This is a genomic window from Kribbella sp. NPDC051952 (assembly GCF_040680855.1).
Classification (GTDB): domain Bacteria; phylum Actinomycetota; class Actinomycetes; order Propionibacteriales; family Kribbellaceae; genus Kribbella.
The window spans coordinates 15021-34265 of sequence record NZ_JBFAXQ010000041.1; the positions used below are offsets into that span (position 1 = coordinate 15021).

Below are 19245 nucleotides of genomic sequence, written 5' to 3' on the forward strand. Positions count from 1 at the left end.
GGCCGCATGCAGTTGGTGCTGATTTCGGATACTCATCTGCCGGTGCGGGCGAAGAAGATGCCTGAGCCGGTGTGGGCGGCGGTCGAGCGTGCCGACGTGGTCATCCATGCCGGGGATTGGGTGAGCGTCGGACTGCTGGACGAGTTGGAGAGTCGTGCTGCCCGGCTGATCGGGTGCTGGGGCAACAACGACGGTCCGAAGCTGCGCGCGCGATTGCCGGAGGTCGCGCGGGTGACGCTCGACGGGCTGTCGGTCGCCGTCGTACACGAGACCGGTCAGGCCAAGGGGCGCGAGGAGCGCTGCGAGAAGGAGTATCCGGGCGTCGATCTACTGGTGTTCGGCCACAGTCACATCCCGTGGGACACGACGAGCCTGAGTGGATTGCGATTGCTGAATCCGGGATCTCCGACGGATCGGCGCCGGCAGCCGTACTGCACTTTCCAGACTGCCACGATCACCGACGGGCGTCTGGAAGAAGTTGCTCTCCACAACTTGTGACATCTCGTTGCGTAAAGCAACGAGATCGGCCGGGCATGCAAGGAAATGTCGCCGTACCACCGAGTTACGGCGTACCTTGCACACCCGGCCGATCGATCAGGCGTTCGCCGCTTCCTTGACCCGGGCCTTGAGCCGGTCACGAACCTCTTCCGGCGTGTACGCACGGCGCTTGCGCTCGCCCCGTGCGATCACCACGCCCGTAGCGGCCACGCCGACGAGCCCCGCAAGCCCTACCACCTTCCATACCTTCATGGGCACTAACCTAGCGACGTGGACAGCCGGATTTCACTGGATGACGCTACGGAACTGACACGAACAGGTGACATTTGGCTGTTCCGCGGTGGCAGTGCCGCCGATCGGGCCATTCAGATGACCACCAACAGCCCGGTCAACCATGTCGGGATGGCGATCGTGATCGAGGATCTGCCACCACTGCTGTGGCATGCCGAGCTGGGTCGTTCGCTCGAGGACGTGTGGACAGGGACGCATCACCGCGGTGTGCAGCTGCACGATCTGCGGGACGCCGTACTGGTGTGGGGGCGCAAGTACGGTCAGCGCGCCTGGTTGCGGCAGCTCGATCTCCCCATCACGCGGGACATGGAGGACGCCGTATTGCGGACTGTCGCCAGGCTGGACGGTACGCCGTTCCCGTCAACGGCTCGGCTTGCGTCCCGGTGGGTGCGCGGGCGGGTGCCGGCGATCCGGCAGGGATCGCGTGAACTCGAGCTGGAGTCGGCGTACTGCGCTGAGGTGGTCGCGGTGACGTACGAGGACATGGGGTTGCTGCGTGGGCGGCGGCCGAACTGGTATGACCCGGGCCGGTTCTGGAGCGGGGACGAGCTCCAGTTGTCCCGCGGTGCGCGGCTGGGTGACGAGATCGCGGTCGATCTTCCGGACGTCTGAGGTCGTTGGTCGCAGACAGCGACGAATTCTGTCGGCGGCGTGTGATTGGGTTGTTCCAGTGGGTCAACGAGCTGGAGGAGGCCCGGGATGTACGCCGTGATCGACACCGAAACGACTGGCCTGCTGCCGAGTCATCGGCACCGGATCATCGAGATCGCCGTCGTGCTGCTGGATGCCCGTGGGCAGGTCGAGCACGAGTGGGTGACGTTGCTGAATCCGCAGCGCGATCTCGGTCCGCAGCACATTCACGGGATCCTGACCGCTGACGTGCTGGCGGCGCCGGAGTTCTCGGACGTCGCGCGGCAGCTGGGTGGGTTGCTGGCGGGGCGGATGGTTGTCGGGCACAACGTCGAGTTCGATCTCGGGTTCCTGCGGATGGAGTTCGCGCGGCTGGGCGTCGACGTACCGCTGATCACCGAACGGTCGATGTGCACGATGGCTTTGGCCGGCTATCTGTATCCGGGGGCCAAACGGACGCTGGGTGCGTGTTGTGCGGCGGCTGGGATCTCGCTCGAGGGGTGGCATTCGGCGCTGGCCGACACGCGCGCTACGGCTGAGTTGTTCAGCCGGTATCTGCGGGCGTTTCCGGCGCCGCCGCCGTGGCAGTGGGCGTACGAGGAGGTCAGCCGGTTGCGGTGGCCGGCCTTGCCCGGGACGGACGTCGCGCCGACCGTGCGACCCGTGCACGCGGGCGGGTGACATGGGTGGATGAGTCGACTCGTCGATCAGTTGCCGCGGGTGCCGGAGCCGCCGCAGGCCGACTCGTACTTGGCGTTGCTCGACGGGATCCTGGCCAATCGGGAGATCACGGCGGCGGACGCGGATCAGTTGGTCCAGGTGGCGACGGCGCTTGGACTGGCTCGGTCGCAGGTCGATCTGTTGCATCAGTACTACGTGTCCGCGCTGGCCGGGGCGTCGTGGGGCAATGGGGAGATGACGGCGGATCAGCGGAGTGATCTGGATCGGGTCGCGGTGATGCTGGGGCGTCAGCCGGCAGATGTGGATTCTGCGCTCGTACGGGTCAGTGGTGGGCGGTACGCCGTACCTGCTCGTCCTGGGGCGCAGGGGTTTCCGCGGGGGAGCACGATGGTGTTCACCGGGGACATGGTGGAGCCGCGGGAGGTTTGGTGGGATCGGGCGGTGGGGGCGGGGTTTGTGCCGCAGGAGGCAGTTCGGCCGGATACGACGTTCGTGGTGGCGGCCGATGTCGACAGTCTGTCGGTGAAGGCTCGGGCGGCCCGGGAGCTGGGGATCCCGATCATTTCGAGTGAGGACTTCCGGCGGTTCCTGCCGGCCGAGGATCAACGGAAGGCCGGGTAGCTGGGGTGCTCAGCTGAGCGATGTGGTCGGTGGCCGATCAGGTTGAAGGAGATGCCGATGGTGGGGCGTCGATGCTTGGCTCGGTGGTAGCAGCGGGGTGGTGGGGTGCGGTTAAGGTGCTCGGGTGGAGATTCGGGAGCTGGGGCAGCGGATCTATGAGACTTCTCATCTGACTGGGGAGTTCTTGCTGCGGTCGGGGCAGACGACGGGGGAGTACTTCGACAAGTACCGGTTCGAGGCTGATCCGGTGCTGCTGGATGAGATCGCTGCGGCGATGGTCGCGTTGGTGCCGGCTGGGACTGAGGTGCTCGCTGGGCTGGAGATGGGCGGGATCCCGGTGGTGACGGCGCTCGGGCGGCGTACTGGGTTGCCTTGCGCCTTCGTCCGGAAGGAAGCCAAGCGGTATGGCACACGGCGGCTGGCCGAGGGTGCCGAGACCGCCGGGCGTCGAGTGACGATCGTCGAGGACGTCGTCACGACGGGCGGCCAGATCGTCCTCTCCACGAATGCACTCCGCGAGCTAGGCGCCAACATCTCGGACGCCCTCTGCGTCATCAACCGCAACCCCTCCACCCCCGATCCCCTAACCCAAGCAGGCCTAACCCTCCACCCCCTCCTAACCCCAACCGACCTAACCCCAACCCTCTAACCCACGCCCCCACCGACACGGTGGGACGGTCGCGGGAGCCGAGTCCGCGGCGGTTGGCGTGAGTCGAGCTACCCGCCTACGTGTTCCCCGAACAACCCCACCGACGCGGCGGGGCGGGGCCTCGGGCGGGCTCAGGGCTTGAGGGTTGGTGGGGTTGTTGGGAACAGGTTGGCTTGTAGGTTGGGGGTGTTGTGACCGGCGGCGTCGGCGTACGCCGGCCGTCCGAATGGGTGGGGGTCAGCCTTCTTCGGCGGGTTCGCGTTCTTCTATTTCGAAGCGGAGTTGTTTGCCGGAGCGGATGCGTTCGATCGCGGCCAGGCAGGCTGCGTCGCTCATGTGGACGCCGATCTCGGCGAGTTTGTGGCGCAGCACCAGGGCTGCGTCCTCGGCGGATCTTGCACTGGACTCGTTGATCGCCTCGATCGTGGTAGCGGTGAGGGTCTCGCGGATGTCCGGGTGAACCTCGTGGATCTCGTGCGTGATTCTGAACTCGGTCATCGCGACTCGTTCTCCCTTCGCCCACAAGCCGGGTGCTCGGCTCCAGCCTAGGTCCAGTACCCCACCGAACGCGTCAGGAAAGGACGCGATTTACGAAACCTTCAACCCGGTTTGCGAGCCGCTCGGCTCGCACTTCCGGCGGAGCGGTTTCACCTTGTGGTACGTCGAGTTCGCGCAGACCCCGTACGTACAGCGAACAGGCCAGATCCGCGCAGATGTAGGTGCCGACCGTGTTGCCCTCCCGGCCCGCCGTACCGGCCCGGCGGGCGACGAACAGCGCGACGTCGGTGAGGTGCTGGGCGGTGTTGCACAGGTCGCAGAGACCGGCGCCGCGACGGGGTACGCCCGAGGCCTGGGTGTTCACCGCGATCCCGGTCACGCCGGCGTCTCGCTGTACCACCAGGTAGCCGCGGTTCGGCGCCTTCGGGTCGCGCCAGCCGAGGTAGTCCAGCGACTCCCAGGGGAGTTCGGTGAACAGACGCGGCAGCGTCATCGCCTTGATCTGGCTCTTGGTCGAGTTGACGAACGAGCGCCTGATCTCGTCGGCGCTGAGCGGTTCCACGGGAGTTCTCCGATCTTTCGACCACCTATGAGACCCGCTCCCCATCGGACCCCGCAACCGAATAATCCGTTGCCGCGAGCAACGGTCAGCTGTCGACGTACCCGGCGGTCCGCCCCTCGTCGTGGTTGCGCAGATCGACCCCGAAGTCGACCGAGGCCTTCAGTCGCAACAGGAGCGACACGTGTTCGGCGGCAGTGTCAGAGGTCGAGTCGAGCGTGAGTTCGGTGCCGCCAGCGGTGGCCGTGAGGACGAAGGTGAGCGTCTCGCCGAAGTGGCGCACCCGGTAGAGCCGGTCCGGGTCGGCCTGCTCGATCCGGCTGTCGTCGGTCCGCCCGTCGGGCAGCGCGAACGCGATCACCCCGTCGGACTCCTCTGCCGAACTCGCCCAGAACCGCTCCCGCCCGAGCCGCGTACTCAACGCCCGGTACACGTCACTCGGCCCGGACTTGCAGAACACCTTCCACAGCGCCAACCCACACCCCCAGCATCGAACCCAACATCGAACCCAACATCGAACCCGGCATCGAACCCGGCATCGAACACAGCGTCGATTTCGATCTCCATTGTCGGCCCCGCCGGGTCCAGCGACCGGACACGCCGCATCCGGGGTGGACATATCACCCTAATGGGTGAATTCTTGACGATGAAATCTTCAACTATGACCCCCTGGAGGAAGTTCACTATGTCCAACGAGTACGCCGCACTGTCCGGTGACTACACCATCGACACCGCCCACAGCCGGGTCGGGTTCTCCGCACGGCACGCGATGGTGACGAAGGTGCGGGGAGCGTTCGACGAGTTCGAGGGGTCGTTCCACCTCGACGGCGAGAACCCGGAGAACTCCTCCGGGAAGGTGGTCATCCAGGCCAAGAGCATCAACACGCGCAACAACCAGCGCGACGACCACCTGCGCAGCAACGACTTCCTGGACATGGACAACAACCCGGAGATCATCTTCGCCTCCACCGGGATCAAGCAGGCCGGCGACGCGGAGTTCGTGGTGTCCGGCGACCTGTCGATCCGCGGCGTGACGAAGCCGGTCGAGGTCTCGTTCGAGTACACCGGCACCGCGACCGACCCGTTCGGCAACGAGCGCGTCGGCATCGAGGGTTCCGTCGTGATCAACCGCAAGGACTGGGGTGTCAGCTGGAACGCGGCGCTCGAGGGCGGCGGCGTACTGGTCAGCGAGAAGGTCACCCTGGAGCTCGAGATCTCCGCCATCAAGAACAAGTAGGCGGCTGGACCAAGTAGGCAGCACGAGCAAGTAAGCGGCAGGAACAAGTAAGCGGCAGGAACAAGTTGGGCCGCAGTACAAGCACGCCGACGTGAAGATCCCGCGGGCACATCCCGCGGGATCTTTCGTTGTGCGTCGGGTTTGTGGCGGTGGGGTCACGATTGCGAGTGTTGGGGGTACGCGCGGATCGACCTGGGCAGACTCGTGGTGAGTGCCGCAGAGGTCGAGGGGTCCGCCGATGATCGACACGAGATTGGCCCGTTGGTTGCTTCCGTTGTTCGGGCGCCGGCGCGGTGACCGCCGTACGCCGGAGACGTTCCGGCCGCGCGGGACGAGTTCACGGGTTAGCCGGCTGGCGGCGCGGTACGACGCCGACGTGGATATCGCGTTGCAGCGGCTGTGGCCGAAGGCGCGGATCTACCACGATCGCGAGTTCACCCGGGATCGTGCCGACTTCCTGCTGGTGGTGCGCGGGCGTGGCGTGATGGTCGAGACCAAGGTGAAGAGCGATCCCGGCGTGTTCCGGGGGTCGACGCTGCCGCCGTTGCTGGAGCGGTTGCAGCGTGATGGGCGGCGGCTGGTCGTCGTACTCAACCAAGGTGATCCCGCGCCGGCGCGCGAGTTGGTCGCGAGCAGGTTGGGGGACAAGGGCTGCGTGGTGGTGTGGTCCGGGCCGGAGCACGACGCCGACCTCCGCGGCGCAGTAGAAGCCCTACTCCACCAAATGATCCGCCACGCCTGAGCAACCCCTAAGCCACAGCGCCCCTCAATCCGCCGCACCCCTGAAGCCGCCGCACCCCTGAAGCCGCCGCACCCCTGAAGCCGCCGCACCCCTGAAGCCGCGGCACCCCTGAAGCCGCGGCACCCCTGAAGCCGGGGCACGCGTGAAGCCGCGGCACGCGTGAAGCCGGGGCACGCGTGAAGCCGGGGCACGCGTGAAGCCGGGGCACGCGTGAAGCCGCGGTACGCGTGAAGCCGCGGTACCCCTGAAGCCGCAGCGCGCGTGAGGCTGCGGCGCGTGAAATCGCGGCACCCGTGAAGGCGTGGCGTGCTTGGAGGGGTAGTGCGGTTGACGGAGCTGCACGTTTGAGGGTGCGTGTTTGAAGGAGCAGCGCGGTTGGGGCGGCGCAGCAGCGCGGAGAGAGGGTCTCTCCGCGCTGCGGGGCTCCGGTCGCGAGGTGTGCCGGATGGCGGCGAGCCGGAGACGTTGTGCGGCCGGCTGTCAGCAGCCGTTGGGGGCGGTGGTGCCGCCGTCGACGATCCAGCGGCCCTGGACCTGCTGGACGCGCATCTGGTCCAGCCAGCGCGTCGGGGTGGCGGCGGGCAGGACCGAGTGGCCCTTGGTGTCGACAGTGCGCGCCGCGGTGGTGTCGTAGCAGGCGCTGACGATCACGCCGTTCGACGCGAGGGTGCGCTTGGCCCAGACGACCGTGGTGAGGCCGGTGTTGTGGAGCTTCTTGGTCCGGAAGTACTTCGCCTGCGCACTGATCGCCTGGAACATCTTCGGCGTCATCACCGGCACGAGTTGCTTGGTCTTGCTGCCACCACTGCGCATCATCTGGTCGAACGCGATGCGGTAGTCGTAGTAGGCCTGGACGACCGGATCCGCGGCCGGGTCGGTCTGGCTGGCGACCTCGTCGGTCAGGCCGTGCTTCGACGCCTTCTTGGCGCCGGGAGCCGAGGCCGTGGCGCCGGACGCGGTGTCGGTGCCGCAGCCGGCCAGCATCAAAACCGGGATCAGGGTGGCGGCGACCGCCAGGTTCCGAATGCGCATGTCCGAACCTCCTCGTGGATGCGGCGTCGCCGCTCGTGCCGGCGGCTCCCCAGCCGTGCACGCGAGCCGCGCACACCGTCCGGCACTGACCGTGTAACGTCGCAACACGGACGGTGGTCACTGTGACCTGGATCACAGGCGACCCCCTACCGGGGTACTGATCCCGACTTGGCTCCCGGGCCGGATGTGCCGGGAGCCGTGGATTCCTAGCCTCGATCTCAGGACTTGAGACCCGAGGAGAGACCATGACGGACACACTCAGTACTCGCGCGACCGCCCCGGATCGACCGCTATCCGGTCAGCGCCGACGCGGGTGGCTGCGCCGGCTGGCCGGGACCATCGCGTACGACGTCCTACTCGTGCCGGTCGGCATCCAGTCCATCGCCGATGCAGTAACCGACGAACCACGCGAAGCAGTCACCCGCTGGCAACGTCTGTCCCGACTGCTACACCCAGTCCAGGCAGCAACCGAGCACGAGCTGCGTCGAGGGCAGTCGGCGGCGGGTGGGGATGAGCCGGGGGTTGCTCGGGTGTTTGGGTATGGGCTGGTTAGTTCGGTGCTTGGGTTGGTCAGTTGGTTTCTGTTGTTTCTGATGGTGACGGCGGTTGTGCGTGGGCCGTTCTGGGGGTTTGTCGAGCATGGGCCGGTTGAGCCAGGGACCTGGGGTGGACCGTCCAGAGCTGGTGCCTGGGTCACTCACGCCGCGGTTGCGATCCCATCGATCGTCCTGTTCCTCGCGGCACTCACCGGTCTCGCCGCGCTGCACGCAGCCCTGGTCCGCCGGCTCGACGGCCGCGAAACAGCACGATGGGTGCTCCCGGCAACCATCGTGGTGGCGACCGGCGGGCTGATGTTCTTCTGGTCCTGGCTGCAGCAGCTGTGATCTAAGGTCCAACCGTGACAGCAGAGCAGGTCGGTCCGAGCGGATGGCCGCGTGGGCGCTGGGCGCCCGTCGCCCGCCTCGGCGTCGCGGCGTTGGTGCTACTGACCATGCTGGATCTGGTCCAGCACTACCGCGTCGCACTGGTCGCCGTACTAGCGCTCGCCCTCGCGCGCGGTCTCGCACTGGCCCTGGCCTGGCTGCGGCCGCGCGCCGCGGTGGTCGTCTCGCTGGTGACCGCGGTGATCACGGCGGCGGCGACCGATCCGGTCAGCCCGTCCGAGCCGTGGCCGTGGGGGACAACGGCGACCTTCGGGCACGCCTTCGTGCTCGCGATCGTCGGTTCGCGCGGTCTCGGGCGTCGTGAGCAGGCGGTCTGGTGGACAGTCACGCAGGTCTTCGGCTTCTTTGCCACGGTTCTCGTACCGGATCGAGAGAACTGGGCCGGCCTGCTCACGATGGCCGTGATGTCGGCGATCGCCATCGTGGTCGGCGACCTCCTGCGGACCCGCGCCGACACCAACCAGCGGCTGGCCGAGCAGGAGACGATCAGCCGGACCGAACGCGCCGAGCGGGCCCGGTTACAGGAGAGAGCCAGGATCGCGCGCGAACTGCACGACGTCGTAGCGCATCACCTGTCGGTCGTGGTGGTGCGGGCGGACAGTGCGCCCCACCGGTTGCCGGACGTGCGAGACGACGTACGCGCGGAGTTTGCAGAGATCGCGGGAGAAGCACGGGCGTCGCTCACGGAGATGCGACGGGTGCTCCTCCTCTTGCGAGAGGCGGAACAGCAACCATCAACGGATCCACAGCCGGGGCTGGACCAGGTGCAGGACCTGGTCGCAAGCACGCGCCGTGCCGGGGCCGACGTCAGCATCGACGGCGACGTCCCGATGGGACTCGATCCCGCGGTCGAGCTCACGGCGTACCGGGTGGTGCAGGAGGCGCTGAGCAATGCCGTCCGCCATGCGCCGGAGTCGGTGATACGAGTGCAAGTACGGCGCAAAGAGACCCAGCTCGCGGTAAGAGTGCAGAACAGCGCCCCCCGCGAGGCGCCCCCGCCAACCCAAAGTGGACACGGCCTGGTCGGGATGCGGGAGCGAGTAGCGCTCGTGGACGGCACACTCACCGCAGGGCCGACCCCCGAAGGCGGTTATCTGGTGGAGGCGTCGATACCGGTCGGGCAGGAGGTGGCGAGTGGCGATCAGGGTCTTGGTGGTTGACGACCAGGAGATGGTGCGGGCCGGGTTCAGTGCGTTGCTGGATGCACAGCCTGACCTCGAGGTGGTCGGTCAGGCCGGCGACGGCGCCGAGGCAGTCGTACTCGCGGCCGAGCTGCAACCGGACGTGATCCTGATGGACGTGCGGATGCCGGTGCTGGACGGCCTGGCAGCCACCGAGCAGATCCTGGCGGCGTCGAGCTCGCCGCGCGTCATCATGCTCACCACGTTCGACCTCGACGACTACGTGTACGCCGCACTCCGGGCCGGCGCGAGTGGGTTCCTCCTGAAGCACTCCACCCCGGACGAGCTGGCGGCGGCCGTCCGGATCGTCGCAGCGGGTGACGCGCTACTGGCGCCCTCCGTGACCCGCCGCCTGGTCGAGGACTTCGCCCGCGCACAACCCGTCGTACCGATCACTCCGACCCAGCTGACGCCGAGGGAGACCGACGTACTGCGGCTGGTCGCGCGTGGGCTGTCCAACCGGCAGATCGCCACGGAACTCGTGCTGGCCGAGCAGACCGTCAAGACGCACGTCAGCAACATCCTCACCAAGTTGGATCTGCGCGATCGCGCCCAGGCTGTCGTCTACGCCTATGAAGCGGGCGTAGTGATCCCTGGTCCGCGACACTAGAGCGATGGACGTTCTGGAACGCGTACGCACGCTCTGCCTGGCGATGCCCGAGACGACCGAGCGGCCGAGTCACGGTGAGCCGACCTGGTTCGTGCGGGACAAGAAGACGTTCGTCATGTACGCCGATCAGCACCATGACGACCGGGTTGCGGTGTGGATGGCCGCACCGCCCGGCGTGCAGGAGTCACTGGTCGAGGACGACCCCGAGCACTTCTTCCGGCCGCCGTACGTCGGTCATCGCGGCTGGCTCGGCGTCTACCTGGACGTCGAGGTCGACTGGGATCACTTCGAGGACCTGGTCGAGGGCGCGTTCCGGCACATCGCCCCCAAGACCCTGGCCGCGCGACTGGACTAGTCGGTCAGGTCCTTCGGGGTCTGGGGGAGCCGGGCAAGCTCCACGCTCCACAGCGCGGCATGCTCGGGTGATTCCCAGTCCCACTTCTGGATCTGCTCGGGACTGCGGCGCCCGAAGAGCGCGCGGAAGAATTCGTACGACGAGGTGTGCACGGTGGCGACTGGTTCGTCGGAGCCGGCCCGGAAGGTGCCGTCGGGTGTGATCACCGTGAGGGGGCCGTCGGCGTCCGACAGCATCCAGTCCAGTGCGGCGAGCCAGGCTTCGACAGGTGGTCGCCCTGTCCCGACCGCGCCATGCAGGTCCGCCTCATGAACGGCACCGTCGACGTACGGGTTGCAGACGAACGGGTGGGACGTGGTGCCGCTCAGGATCAGCCGCTCCAGGGCAGGCCCGGCAGTCGCCCACTCGGCCAGTACGGCGTCGATCGGCAGGTTCTGACGGGCCTGGACCTGGACGGCGGTCCACGGCGGTAGCGGGGCGCCGGCCAGGTTGCCTGCGCCGAAGTCGACGGCCGCTCCGCTGAGGTGTGACACCAGGTTGTGCACACTCCACTGCGGGCAGGCGGGCACCTGCCGGTCCAGGTCGGCGGGGTCCAGCCCCACGACCGCTTTGCTCACTCGCTCCCGGTTAGCGCGGTACAGGTCAGCGCTGGTTTTCGCGTCTATCACGTTCTCATTGCACCGGTAGGCTCACGCAATGAGCAAGGGTGAGGGCGGGCCGGTTGGTCAGCGGCTGGCGATTGCGCTCGCCTTCGGCAGTTCCGCCGCCGTGATGGTGCTGGAGCTCGTCTCGCTGCGACTGGTCGCGCCATACATCGGACTGACGCTGGAAACGAACACTGCGGTCATCGGGGTTGCACTGGCTGCGATCGCGACCGGGGCCGCGCTGGGCGGGCGGTTCGCGGACACAGTCCCGCCGAGCCGGACGCTGGGTCCGCTGATGCTGTTCGCGGGCGCACTGGTGATGCTGGTGCTGCCGGTTGTCCGCTGGACCGGCGAGGCCGTCCGCGGCGGCTCGACGGACCTGGTTTTCCTGGTGCTCGCGGTGACGCTGTTCATCCCGGCCGCTTTGCTCGCGGCCGTGACACCGATGGTGACGAAGCTACGTCTCGGCAACCTGGCCCAGACCGGCACCGTAGTCGGTCGGCTGTCCGCGTACGCGACGGTCGGCGGGATCGTGGGCACGGTGCTGACCGGGTTCGTGTTCGTGGCCGAGACGCCGATCAGCGGGATCGTGCTCACGCTCGGCGGACTGCTGGTGGTGGCCGGCGCTGTGCTGACCGTCGTACTGCGCGGTGCACAGGCGGCTGTGAAGCCGGTGGCGCTGGCGCTGATCGGTGCGACGTTGACTCTGGTCGCACCACGGCCCTGTGAGGTCGAAACGGCGTACCACTGCGCGAAGGTGGTGGCGGATCCAGGCCGGGACGGCGGACGGACGCTGTACCTGGACCAGCTCAGGCACTCGTACGTCGACCTGAATGACCCGACCTACCTGGAGTTCACCTACATCAAGAACTTCGTCGCCGCGATCAACGCCACGTGGCCGGCCGGAAAGCCTGTGGACGCGCTGCACGTGGGTGGTGGCGGGCTGACGATGCCGCGCTACCTGACGGCTACCCGTCCCGGCAGCAAGAACCAGGTGTACGAGATCGACGGGGCTGTCGTCGAGCTGGACAAGAAGGAGCTCGGAGTGCGGACCGGTCCGGATCTCGCGGTCACGGTCCAGGACGGCCGGCTCGGGGTCCGGGACGAGGCGACGGACAGCAGGGATCTCGTCGTCATGGATGCGTTCAGCGGACTGTCCGTGCCCTGGCACCTGACCACGCGGGAGCTGGTCGCGGACGTACGGCGGGTGCTGCGGCCGGACGGTGTGTACCTGGTCAACGTGATCGACTACGGCCGGGAACTGTTCGCCAAGGCCGAGATCAGGACCCTGCAAGCGGAGTTCGCCCACGTCGCGGTGATCGCACGCCCGGACGAGTTCGCGGAGAAGGGCGGCGGCAACCTGGTCCTGATCGGCTCGGACCGGCCGATCGACGTGGCCGCGATCAAGCCGGCCCCGGGCAACGACGTGCGCGACGACCTGACCGGGTTCGTCGGTAACGCGCCGGTGCTCACCGATGACTACGCGCCGGTCGATCAACTGCTGACGCCGTACCGGAGCTGAGACACAGCTCTCGGGGAGTTGTGATCTGACGCTTGGGCTTGTTGCATGAGGGCATGCACTCACGCGCAGGCCAGCCCGCTCAGCCCGAGGACCTCGTCGACATCGACGCACTGCTCTCGGCGTACGACGACATCACGCCGGACGTGGCGAATCCCGCCCAGAAGGTCGTCTTCGGTACGTCGGGCCACCGCGGCTCGAGTCTGGACGGTGCCTTCAACGAGGCGCACATCCTGGCCATCACCCAGGCCATCTGTGAGTACCGGGCCGGTGAAGGGACCTCCGGCCCACTCCTGGTCGGCCGGGACAGCCATGGCCTGTCCGAGCCCGCCTGGCGCACAGTGCTCGAGGTGCTCGCGGGCAACGACGTACAGACCCTGGTGGACAGCGCGGACCGGCTCACGCCGACCCCTGCCGTGTCGCACGCGATCCTGCGGCTCAACCGGGGTGCCGGCGCCGGTGCGGACGGCATCGTCATCACCCCGTCGCACAACCCGCCCCGCGACGGCGGCATTAAGTACAACCCGCCGCACGGTGGCCCGGCCGACTCCGACGCGACCGGCTGGATCGCGGCCCGGGCGAACGAGCTGATCGCCGCCGGCAATCGCGACGTACGCCGGAAGCCGTTCGAGCAGGCCCGTCAGCACGCGGGGGAGTACGACTTCGTCGGGCACTACGTCGACGACCTGCCCGCGGTGATCAACCTGGACGCTATCCGGTCCGCCGGGGTGAAGATCGGCGCCGACCCGCTCGGCGGCGCGAGTGTGGACTACTGGTCCGCGATCGGCGAGCGGCACGGCCTGGACCTGACCGTGGTGAACCCGCTCGTCGACCCGACCTGGTCATTCATGACGCTGGACCACGACGGCAAGATCCGGATGGACTGCTCCTCGCCGTACGCGATGGCCTCGCTGGTCGCGCAACGGGACAAGTACGACGTCGCCACCGGCAACGACGCGGACGCGGACCGGCACGGCATCGTCACCCCGGACGCCGGCCTGATGAACCCGAACCACTACCTGGCCGTCGCGATCTCCTACCTGTTCGCCAACCGCCAATGGGGTACGGACGTCGCCGTCGGCAAGACCCTGGTGTCCTCGTCCCTGATCGACCGCGTGGTCGCGGACCTGGGCCGTCGACTGTGGGAGGTCCCGGTCGGCTTCAAGTGGTTCGTACCGGGACTGATCGACGGTTCGGTCGGCTTCGGCGGCGAGGAGTCGGCCGGAGCGAGCTTCCTGCGCTTCGACGGCTCGGTGTGGACGACGGACAAGGACGGCATCCTGCTGGCGTTGCTGGCCAGTGAAATCACCGCAGTGACCGGGGAGACGCCGTCACAGGCTCACGCGAAGCTGGTCGAGCGGTTCGGCGCATCGGCGTACTCACGGGTCGACGCGCCGGCCACGCGCGAGCAGAAGGCCAAGCTGGCGGCCCTGTCCGCGGACGCGGTCACTGCGACCGAGCTGGCCGGCGAGCCGATCGTGGACCGGCTGACGAGCGCACCGGGTAACGGTGCCGCGATCGGTGGACTGAAGGTCACCACCGAGTCGGCGTGGTTCGCGGCTCGCCCGTCCGGCACCGAGGACCTCTACAAGATCTACGGCGAGTCCTTCAAGGGCGCCGACCACCTGGAGCAGGTCTTCGTCCAGGCCCGCGAGGTCGTGTCGGAGGCCCTCGGCTAACGCACGAAGGCGTCGAGCAACCGGTCCAGGTCCGCGGCGGGGTCGTTGGTGAGCCCGCTGTGGATCGGTCCGGGGTGTACGACGGTGCTGCGCGGCGCAGCCAGCCACCGGAACCGCTCACCGATCCGGGTGGTCGCAGCCGGTCCGCCGGCCTCTTCACCCGCACAGATCGCCCGGATCTGCTCGAGCGCCGCACACACCACGTCCACGTCGACCGCCGGGTCGAGTGCCCGCAGCCGGGCCGGATCCACATCCCAGGCCGCGCCCAGGAAGTCCATCGCGCGGCAGTAGAGCACCGCGCCCACGTTGACGAACTCACCGCGCTGAATGCGCGGTGCCGCACGCAGGATGACGTAATCGAACGGAACCAGGTCTGAGCTCACTTGGCACCGCCAGGCAGCCAGGCGGACCGGCCTTCGAGCCGTGCGGTCAGGTGGCCGAGATACCGCTCCCGATCCCCGTCCTCGAGCCACTCGTCCGGCACCAGCCCGATCACCTCGGTCAGCAACTCCGGGGTGACCGCCGCGGCCAGCTCAGCATCCACAGCCGGTACGCCGGGAATCGCGACCGAGAACACGTGGTCCGACGCGTCGTACGGGAGGCCGGCGAACTTCTCCGCGGACATCCAGGAGTGATGGAAGTACAACGCGGCTCCGTGGTCGATCAGCCAGAGATTCTTGTGCCACACCAGCATGTTCGTGTTCCGCCAGGACCGGTCGACGTTTGCGACGAACGCGTCCAGCCAGAGGATCCGGGCCATCGCCTCGTCACCGGGGTTGCCGGCCGAACCGTCGTACCCGAAGGAGCCGGGCAGGAAGTCGACGGCCAGGTTCAGGCCCGCGCTGCGGATCAGCAGTTCCTGGATCTCGAAGTCCGGCTCGGACTTGCCGATGGCCGGATCGAGCTGGATCAGCTTGAGCTCGGGCACGCGCAGGCCGAGGCGGCGGAACAGTTCGCCGACGATCACTTCGGCGACGAGCGCCTTCGGACCCTGCCCGGCGCCGTGGAACTTGATCACGTAGGTGCCGAGATCGTTGCCTTCGACAACACCAGGCAGCGACCCGCCCTCACGCAGCGGCAGCACATATCTGGTGGCGATAACAGTCGGCAGACTCACGCGCCAGAGCCTAACCGGTTTGTCCGCGGGTACCGTCCGAGGGTGAGGCATCCTTCGTTCGGCGTGGAGGAAGAGCTGCTGCTCGTTTCCGCCACTGGTCATCCACTCCCACGCAGCAAGGCGGTCGTAGCCGGCGTCGCGGAACTCGACGTCGAGTTCGAGCTGACCCAGGCCATGGTCGAGATCAACACGCCGGTCTGTGAGACGCCGATCGAGCTGCGCGGACACTTGTCAGACATGCGCACCAAGCTCGCGCAGTCGGCAGCGGAGGCCGGCGCTCGGCTTCTGGCGATCGGGGTCCTCCCGCACGGCGCCGCGGCCCAGCCGATCACGAAGAAGCCGCGCTACCAGGAGCTGGAGAAGAAGTGGGGGCTGCTGGCTCGCGAGCAGGGCGTGTGTGGCTGCCATGTCCATGTCGACGTGCCCGACAAGGACGCGGCCATCCGGGTCGGCAACCATTTGCGGCCTTGGCTGCCGGCCCTGCTCGCGCTCACGGCGAATTCACCGATCTATCTGCAGCAGGACTCCGGCTTCGCGAGCTGGCGATGGTTGATGACGACCCGGTGGCCGTGCTCCGGTCCGCCGCCGTACCTGGAGTCGGTCGAGCACTTCGACGCCTTGGTGGCAATGCATCTGGCCGCAGACACGCTGATCGACGAACGGATGGTCTATTGGGACGTCCGGCCGTCCTCACACCTGCCGACCGTGGAGGTGCGGGTCAGCGACGTACCGCTGACCGTCGACGAGACAGTGTTGCTGGCCACGCTCGTCCGGGCGCTGGTGATGACTGCGTTGGAGGACGGCTCGAAGGGACCGACCTTGGAGCCTGAAGTGCTGCGCGCGGCCTACTGGTTGGCCGCCCGCGACGGTGTCACTGCGCGTGGACTGGACGTTCTCACTGCCGAATCGCTTCCCATGGCCGACGTGCTCAAGGGTTTGTGTCAACACGTCGGGTCTGCGCTGCAGGAGCTGGACGCAGTGGAGTTGGTGGACGCAGGCATCCAGCGCGCACTGGTTGACGGCAACGGCGCGGTCAAGCAGCGCAAGGCTTTCCGTGAGGGCGTGGATGTCCTCGCCCTCACGGAAATCACGCCTTAGCCGCGGAGGAAGTCCTCCAGACCGTGCAGGTCGTCGGTGTTGAGGTAGTCGACCCCGACTGCGGCCAGCTCGCGCCACACAGCCTCGCGAGCCGCGCCCGCGGTGTCGGGCGTCTCCCAGAAGCGCACCTTATAGCCGGAGTGGTGCGCCGACACCACGATGTCGTGGAGCTTGGACCGCTCGGCCTCCGGCATCGGACCGATACCGCGCCACGTGAAGACGTTCGACCAGTTGTCGCTCACCAGCGGCATCAGCGACGCGGGCATTCCGGACTGCAGATCAGTCAGCCGGCCGTCGTAACCGGCGTACCGGATCTTCTGTGCCTTCAGTACGTCGAGGGGCCGGTTGCCGCTGATCACCGAGGTCACCGCGCCCTTGCGGACGTGCCCGTTCACGAAGACCGTGCTGATGCCCCGGTACTTCTGCAGCGCCTTGTCGATCGCGGCGTACGTCGTTGGTCCGTCGCTCTTGATGTCGATCAGCAACTGGAAGTCGCGACCGTGCTGGTACACCTGCCCGTGGTTCGCCCGGATCCGGTCGGCCAGTGGCTTCAGGTACAGGCTCTCCAGGTTCCGGCCCGGTACGGCGGCGTCCTGGTCATGCGCGACTCGCAGTTCACCGTCGATCAACCAGACATCCGCCTCGACACTGTTGAAGCCACGGTCCAACGCGTCCAGCAGCGGGCGCCGGTGGTCGTAGTCGTTGTGCGCATGCGCCGACGACAACGCCCGTACGGCGGGAGCGTCGTACGACTGCGGCAGCCGGAAACCCTCGGACCGTACGACGTCGCGCACCCGATCCGGGTAGTCGCTGATGATCCCGTCGACGCCCTGGTCGATCAGCCACCGCATCGTCGCCGGATCGTCGACCGTCCACGGAATGACCTTCAGCCCGGCCTTGTGCGCGGCCTTCACGGTGGCCTTGGTGAAGTACGGCCGGAAGTCCGGGTCGGTGATCTTCCCGCCCTGCGGGAAGCCCTGCACCGGTGAGATCGCGGATGCGCCGAACGACCTCACCGCCCTGATCGGGTCACCGCCGAAGTCGTCGATGTCGATACCGCCGAGCCACGGCGACTTGCCGGGCTTGCCGACCTGCAGGAAGTCGTAGTTGTCGAGCGCGACCAGCGGCAGCTCCGGCATCACCTGATGCATCCGCATCAGCGAACCCCAGTCGAAGCTCTGGATCGTCACCTGGCGGGCGATACCGGCCTTGCGAATCTCGCGGGCGACCACCTGGACGAACTGCTCGCGCGGCGCGGTCTCGGTCGGCGCACCGGCCTCGACCTTGGTCTCGACGTTCAGCTTCACGTCATGCGCGTGGTAGCGGTGCACGAGCGCGAAGATGTCGCGCAGCTCCGGCATCCGGGCGCCCGGGTCGGGTTGCTGGCCGGGGAAGCCGGACTGCGGCAGCGAACCGCAGTCGAGCTGCTTGACCTGCTTGAGGGTCAGCGTGTTGATGAACTTCCCGACGTACGGGTACTCGGGGTCGTTCGGCGTGTAGGGCGCGGTGTCGCGGCACTTGCTCCCGGTGACCTGGCGGTCGTGGGTGACGACGGCGTACCCGTCCTGGGTGATCTGGACGTCGAGCTCCAGCGTGCTGACACCGAGCTGGAGCCCGTGCGAGAACGACGCGATCGTGCTCTCCACGGTGAGGCCGAGACCACCACGGTGGGCCTGGATGTCGAAGTCACCGCGTTTCGCCACAGCAGGGGTCGCCGGGACCAGCAGCCCCGCTACGACGGCAAGCGGAAGCAACACGCGAGGAAGGCGTCGCATGGGAGGGGTTCCTTCCGGAGGGGTATGGGCGGATGTCCCCGAGGCTGGCTGCCGCAGGAATACCTGTTCCTTCGTGAAGGTAGCCGACACAAGGCCGACCGGTGACCGCCGCGTGTCGCCGGACGACTACGGAACGGAGTTGATCTGCCGGGTCGAGCGCGATTCCGCCGTCACCGAGCCGTCCTTGAAGGCGGGATCGAGCTTTCCTTCGGTACGGCGAGTAACCGTGACCTGGATCGGACACCGGGAGAGATCCTTGCCCGGGGTCGGCGTGGTCGTCACTTGCCTGATCGAGCCACGGGCAATGGTCGCGGTGGTCCGACCGGGCTCCAGCTCGAGGCTACCTTCCTGCACGCACTCGCCGGCCCAGGTGAGGACCGACGGCTGCCGGGACGGTTCGCTGTCGAACCGTACGACGAGGTCGCGCCGGCGCGAGACCGTCGTACCGGCCGCGGGTGCGACCAGCCGGACTCGTTCGGGCAGCTTCACCGTCGAGGTCGGTGCCGAGTCGTCGGCCCCGCCGCGCTTGAGGTTGAAGGTGATCTCGGTTCCCGCTGCGACCACACCGTCCAGGCGATTGGTGTAGTTGGTGACCCCGGCTGCTCGGTGATGTCGCAAGGACACATCCTTGCCGCCACCCGAGGCGGTGAGCTCCTCACCGTTGCCGAGTTCAACGAAGGTGAGTGTGCCGACCCGGAGGGTGGCGCTCACCTCTGCGGCGTCGGTTGCTTCGGGCAAGGTGACTATGAGACCGGCGGTCATCCCACTGGTGCGGATGTCCTTCGACTCAACGGTCGAACAGCCAGTGAGCACGAGGATGACGGCCAGGGCGGCGATTCGCTTCACAGCGAGCGAAGCTAACACCGCCCGGGATCACGTCACGTG

The 19245-nt window shown here is 67.6% G+C and carries 24 protein-coding genes; 14 read left to right on the forward strand and 10 right to left on the reverse strand.

Going from position 1 to position 19245, the window contains the following annotated elements:
• Nucleotides 1-6 precede the first annotated feature (6 nt).
• Nucleotides 7-498, forward strand: coding sequence for a metallophosphoesterase (locus AB0L70_RS39265; RefSeq protein WP_363691983.1), 492 nt, complete (start codon nucleotides 7-9; stop codon nucleotides 496-498).
• Nucleotides 499-594: 96 nt separating this feature from the next.
• On the opposite strand, the gene AB0L70_RS39270 is transcribed toward AB0L70_RS39265, so the two are convergent.
• A complete protein-coding gene (locus AB0L70_RS39270; protein ID WP_363691984.1) occupies nucleotides 595-750 on the reverse strand; it encodes a hypothetical protein in 156 nt (51 codons plus the stop codon).
• Nucleotides 751-867: 117 nt separating this feature from the next.
• Between AB0L70_RS39270 and AB0L70_RS39275 the strand changes: the two genes are divergently transcribed.
• The 4 genes from AB0L70_RS39275 to AB0L70_RS39290 all read left to right on the forward strand — a co-directional run bounded on the left by AB0L70_RS39275 (nucleotide 868) and on the right by AB0L70_RS39290 (nucleotide 3370).
• Complete coding sequence (locus tag AB0L70_RS39275) at nucleotides 868-1401, forward strand: hypothetical protein (RefSeq protein WP_363691985.1); 534 nt, start codon at nucleotides 868-870, stop codon at nucleotides 1399-1401.
• A gap of 87 nt (nucleotides 1402-1488) precedes the next feature.
• Nucleotides 1489-2100, forward strand: a complete 612-nt coding sequence (locus tag AB0L70_RS39280) for a 3'-5' exonuclease (protein ID WP_363691986.1) — start codon at nucleotides 1489-1491, stop codon at nucleotides 2098-2100.
• A 9-nt stretch (nucleotides 2101-2109) separates the two neighbouring features.
• Nucleotides 2110-2721: a hypothetical protein gene (locus AB0L70_RS39285; RefSeq protein WP_363691987.1), complete on the forward strand. Its 612-nt coding sequence runs from the start codon at nucleotides 2110-2112 to the stop codon at nucleotides 2719-2721.
• Nucleotides 2722-2845: 124 nt separating this feature from the next.
• Nucleotides 2846-3370, forward strand: a complete 525-nt coding sequence (locus AB0L70_RS39290; RefSeq protein ID WP_363691988.1) for a phosphoribosyltransferase family protein — start codon at nucleotides 2846-2848, stop codon at nucleotides 3368-3370.
• 237 nt (nucleotides 3371-3607) lie between these two features.
• On the opposite strand, the gene AB0L70_RS39295 is transcribed toward AB0L70_RS39290, so the two are convergent.
• From AB0L70_RS39295 to AB0L70_RS39305, 3 genes are all read right to left on the reverse strand, one after another.
• Nucleotides 3608-3868 carry a hypothetical protein gene (locus AB0L70_RS39295; protein WP_363691989.1) on the reverse strand — a complete coding sequence of 87 codons (261 nt, stop codon included), beginning with the start codon at nucleotides 3866-3868 and terminating at the stop codon, nucleotides 3608-3610.
• 73 nt (nucleotides 3869-3941) lie between these two features.
• Entirely contained in the window at nucleotides 3942-4430 is a 489-nt protein-coding gene (locus AB0L70_RS39300; protein WP_363691990.1) for an FBP domain-containing protein, read from the reverse strand.
• Between the two features lie 85 nt (nucleotides 4431-4515).
• Nucleotides 4516-4902 (reverse strand): hypothetical protein, encoded by a 387-nt coding sequence (locus AB0L70_RS39305; protein ID WP_363691991.1) that lies wholly within the window; start codon nucleotides 4900-4902, stop codon nucleotides 4516-4518.
• Nucleotides 4903-5112: 210 nt separating this feature from the next.
• Here AB0L70_RS39305 and AB0L70_RS39310 point away from each other — a divergent pair, with 210 nt between their 5' ends.
• Both AB0L70_RS39310 and AB0L70_RS39315 read left to right on the forward strand, forming a co-directional pair.
• Nucleotides 5113-5664 carry a YceI family protein gene (locus tag AB0L70_RS39310; protein ID WP_363691992.1) on the forward strand — a complete coding sequence of 184 codons (552 nt, stop codon included), beginning with the start codon at nucleotides 5113-5115 and terminating at the stop codon, nucleotides 5662-5664.
• A 238-nt stretch (nucleotides 5665-5902) separates the two neighbouring features.
• The gene (locus AB0L70_RS39315; protein WP_363691993.1) at nucleotides 5903-6406 is read left to right on the forward strand and encodes a hypothetical protein; all 504 of its coding nucleotides are present in this window, start codon (nucleotides 5903-5905) and stop codon (nucleotides 6404-6406) included.
• Between the two features lie 480 nt (nucleotides 6407-6886).
• Here the strand turns inward: AB0L70_RS39315 and AB0L70_RS39320 are convergent, their stop codons facing one another.
• Nucleotides 6887-7438, reverse strand: coding sequence for a hypothetical protein (locus AB0L70_RS39320; RefSeq protein WP_363691994.1), 552 nt, complete (start codon nucleotides 7436-7438; stop codon nucleotides 6887-6889).
• Nucleotides 7439-7683: 245 nt separating this feature from the next.
• Between AB0L70_RS39320 and AB0L70_RS39325 the strand changes: the two genes are divergently transcribed.
• Genes AB0L70_RS39325 through AB0L70_RS39340 form a run of 4 tightly spaced genes read left to right on the forward strand, consistent with a single transcriptional unit; the run spans nucleotide 7684 to nucleotide 10528 of the window.
• Nucleotides 7684-8322 (forward strand): hypothetical protein, encoded by a 639-nt coding sequence (locus AB0L70_RS39325; protein ID WP_363691995.1) that lies wholly within the window; start codon nucleotides 7684-7686, stop codon nucleotides 8320-8322.
• 14 nt (nucleotides 8323-8336) lie between these two features.
• Nucleotides 8337-9542 carry a sensor histidine kinase gene (locus tag AB0L70_RS39330; RefSeq protein WP_363691996.1) on the forward strand — a complete coding sequence of 402 codons (1206 nt, stop codon included), beginning with the start codon at nucleotides 8337-8339 and terminating at the stop codon, nucleotides 9540-9542.
• The gene (locus tag AB0L70_RS39335; protein ID WP_363691997.1) at nucleotides 9517-10173 is read left to right on the forward strand and encodes a response regulator transcription factor; all 657 of its coding nucleotides are present in this window, start codon (nucleotides 9517-9519) and stop codon (nucleotides 10171-10173) included. Before AB0L70_RS39330 ends, AB0L70_RS39335 begins: the two co-directional genes overlap by 26 nt.
• Nucleotides 10174-10177: 4 nt before the next feature.
• Nucleotides 10178-10528, forward strand: a complete 351-nt coding sequence (locus AB0L70_RS39340) for an MmcQ/YjbR family DNA-binding protein (RefSeq protein ID WP_363691998.1) — start codon at nucleotides 10178-10180, stop codon at nucleotides 10526-10528.
• Here the strand turns inward: AB0L70_RS39340 and AB0L70_RS39345 are convergent.
• Complete coding sequence (locus AB0L70_RS39345) at nucleotides 10525-11196, reverse strand: maleylpyruvate isomerase N-terminal domain-containing protein (RefSeq protein WP_363691999.1); 672 nt, start codon at nucleotides 11194-11196, stop codon at nucleotides 10525-10527. The two genes, AB0L70_RS39340 and AB0L70_RS39345, sit on opposite strands and share 4 nt — an antisense overlap.
• A 28-nt stretch (nucleotides 11197-11224) precedes the next feature.
• On the opposite strand from AB0L70_RS39345, the gene AB0L70_RS39350 reads away from it, so the two are divergent.
• Together AB0L70_RS39350 and pgm are read left to right on the forward strand one after the other, a co-directional pair.
• Nucleotides 11225-12694 (forward strand): fused MFS/spermidine synthase, encoded by a 1470-nt coding sequence (locus tag AB0L70_RS39350; protein WP_363692000.1) that lies wholly within the window; start codon nucleotides 11225-11227, stop codon nucleotides 12692-12694.
• A 53-nt stretch (nucleotides 12695-12747) separates the two neighbouring features.
• Nucleotides 12748-14370, forward strand: a complete 1623-nt coding sequence (gene pgm / locus AB0L70_RS39355; RefSeq protein WP_363692001.1) for a phosphoglucomutase (alpha-D-glucose-1,6-bisphosphate-dependent) — start codon at nucleotides 12748-12750, stop codon at nucleotides 14368-14370.
• Here the strand turns inward: pgm and AB0L70_RS39360 are convergent.
• Together AB0L70_RS39360 and AB0L70_RS39365 are read right to left on the reverse strand one after the other, a co-directional pair.
• A complete protein-coding gene (locus tag AB0L70_RS39360) occupies nucleotides 14367-14753 on the reverse strand; it encodes a DUF3037 domain-containing protein (RefSeq protein ID WP_363692002.1) in 387 nt (128 codons plus the stop codon). The two genes, pgm and AB0L70_RS39360, sit on opposite strands and share 4 nt — an antisense overlap.
• The gene (locus AB0L70_RS39365) at nucleotides 14750-15487 is read right to left on the reverse strand and encodes a HipA family kinase (RefSeq protein WP_363692003.1); all 738 of its coding nucleotides are present in this window, start codon (nucleotides 15485-15487) and stop codon (nucleotides 14750-14752) included. The genes AB0L70_RS39360 and AB0L70_RS39365 overlap by 4 nt, the downstream gene beginning before the upstream one ends.
• A gap of 42 nt (nucleotides 15488-15529) precedes the next feature.
• Here AB0L70_RS39365 and AB0L70_RS39370 point away from each other — a divergent pair, with 42 nt between their 5' ends.
• Entirely contained in the window at nucleotides 15530-16585 is a 1056-nt protein-coding gene (locus AB0L70_RS39370; RefSeq protein ID WP_363692004.1) for a glutamate--cysteine ligase, read from the forward strand.
• On the opposite strand, the gene AB0L70_RS39375 is transcribed toward AB0L70_RS39370, so the two are convergent.
• A complete protein-coding gene (locus tag AB0L70_RS39375; protein ID WP_363692005.1) occupies nucleotides 16582-18360 on the reverse strand; it encodes a glycerophosphodiester phosphodiesterase family protein in 1779 nt (592 codons plus the stop codon). The genes AB0L70_RS39370 and AB0L70_RS39375 overlap by 4 nt on opposite strands.
• Nucleotides 18361-18486: 126 nt before the next feature.
• Nucleotides 18487-19206 carry a hypothetical protein gene (locus AB0L70_RS39380; protein ID WP_363692006.1) on the reverse strand — a complete coding sequence of 240 codons (720 nt, stop codon included), beginning with the start codon at nucleotides 19204-19206 and terminating at the stop codon, nucleotides 18487-18489.
• Nucleotides 19207-19245: the final 39 nt, after the last annotated feature.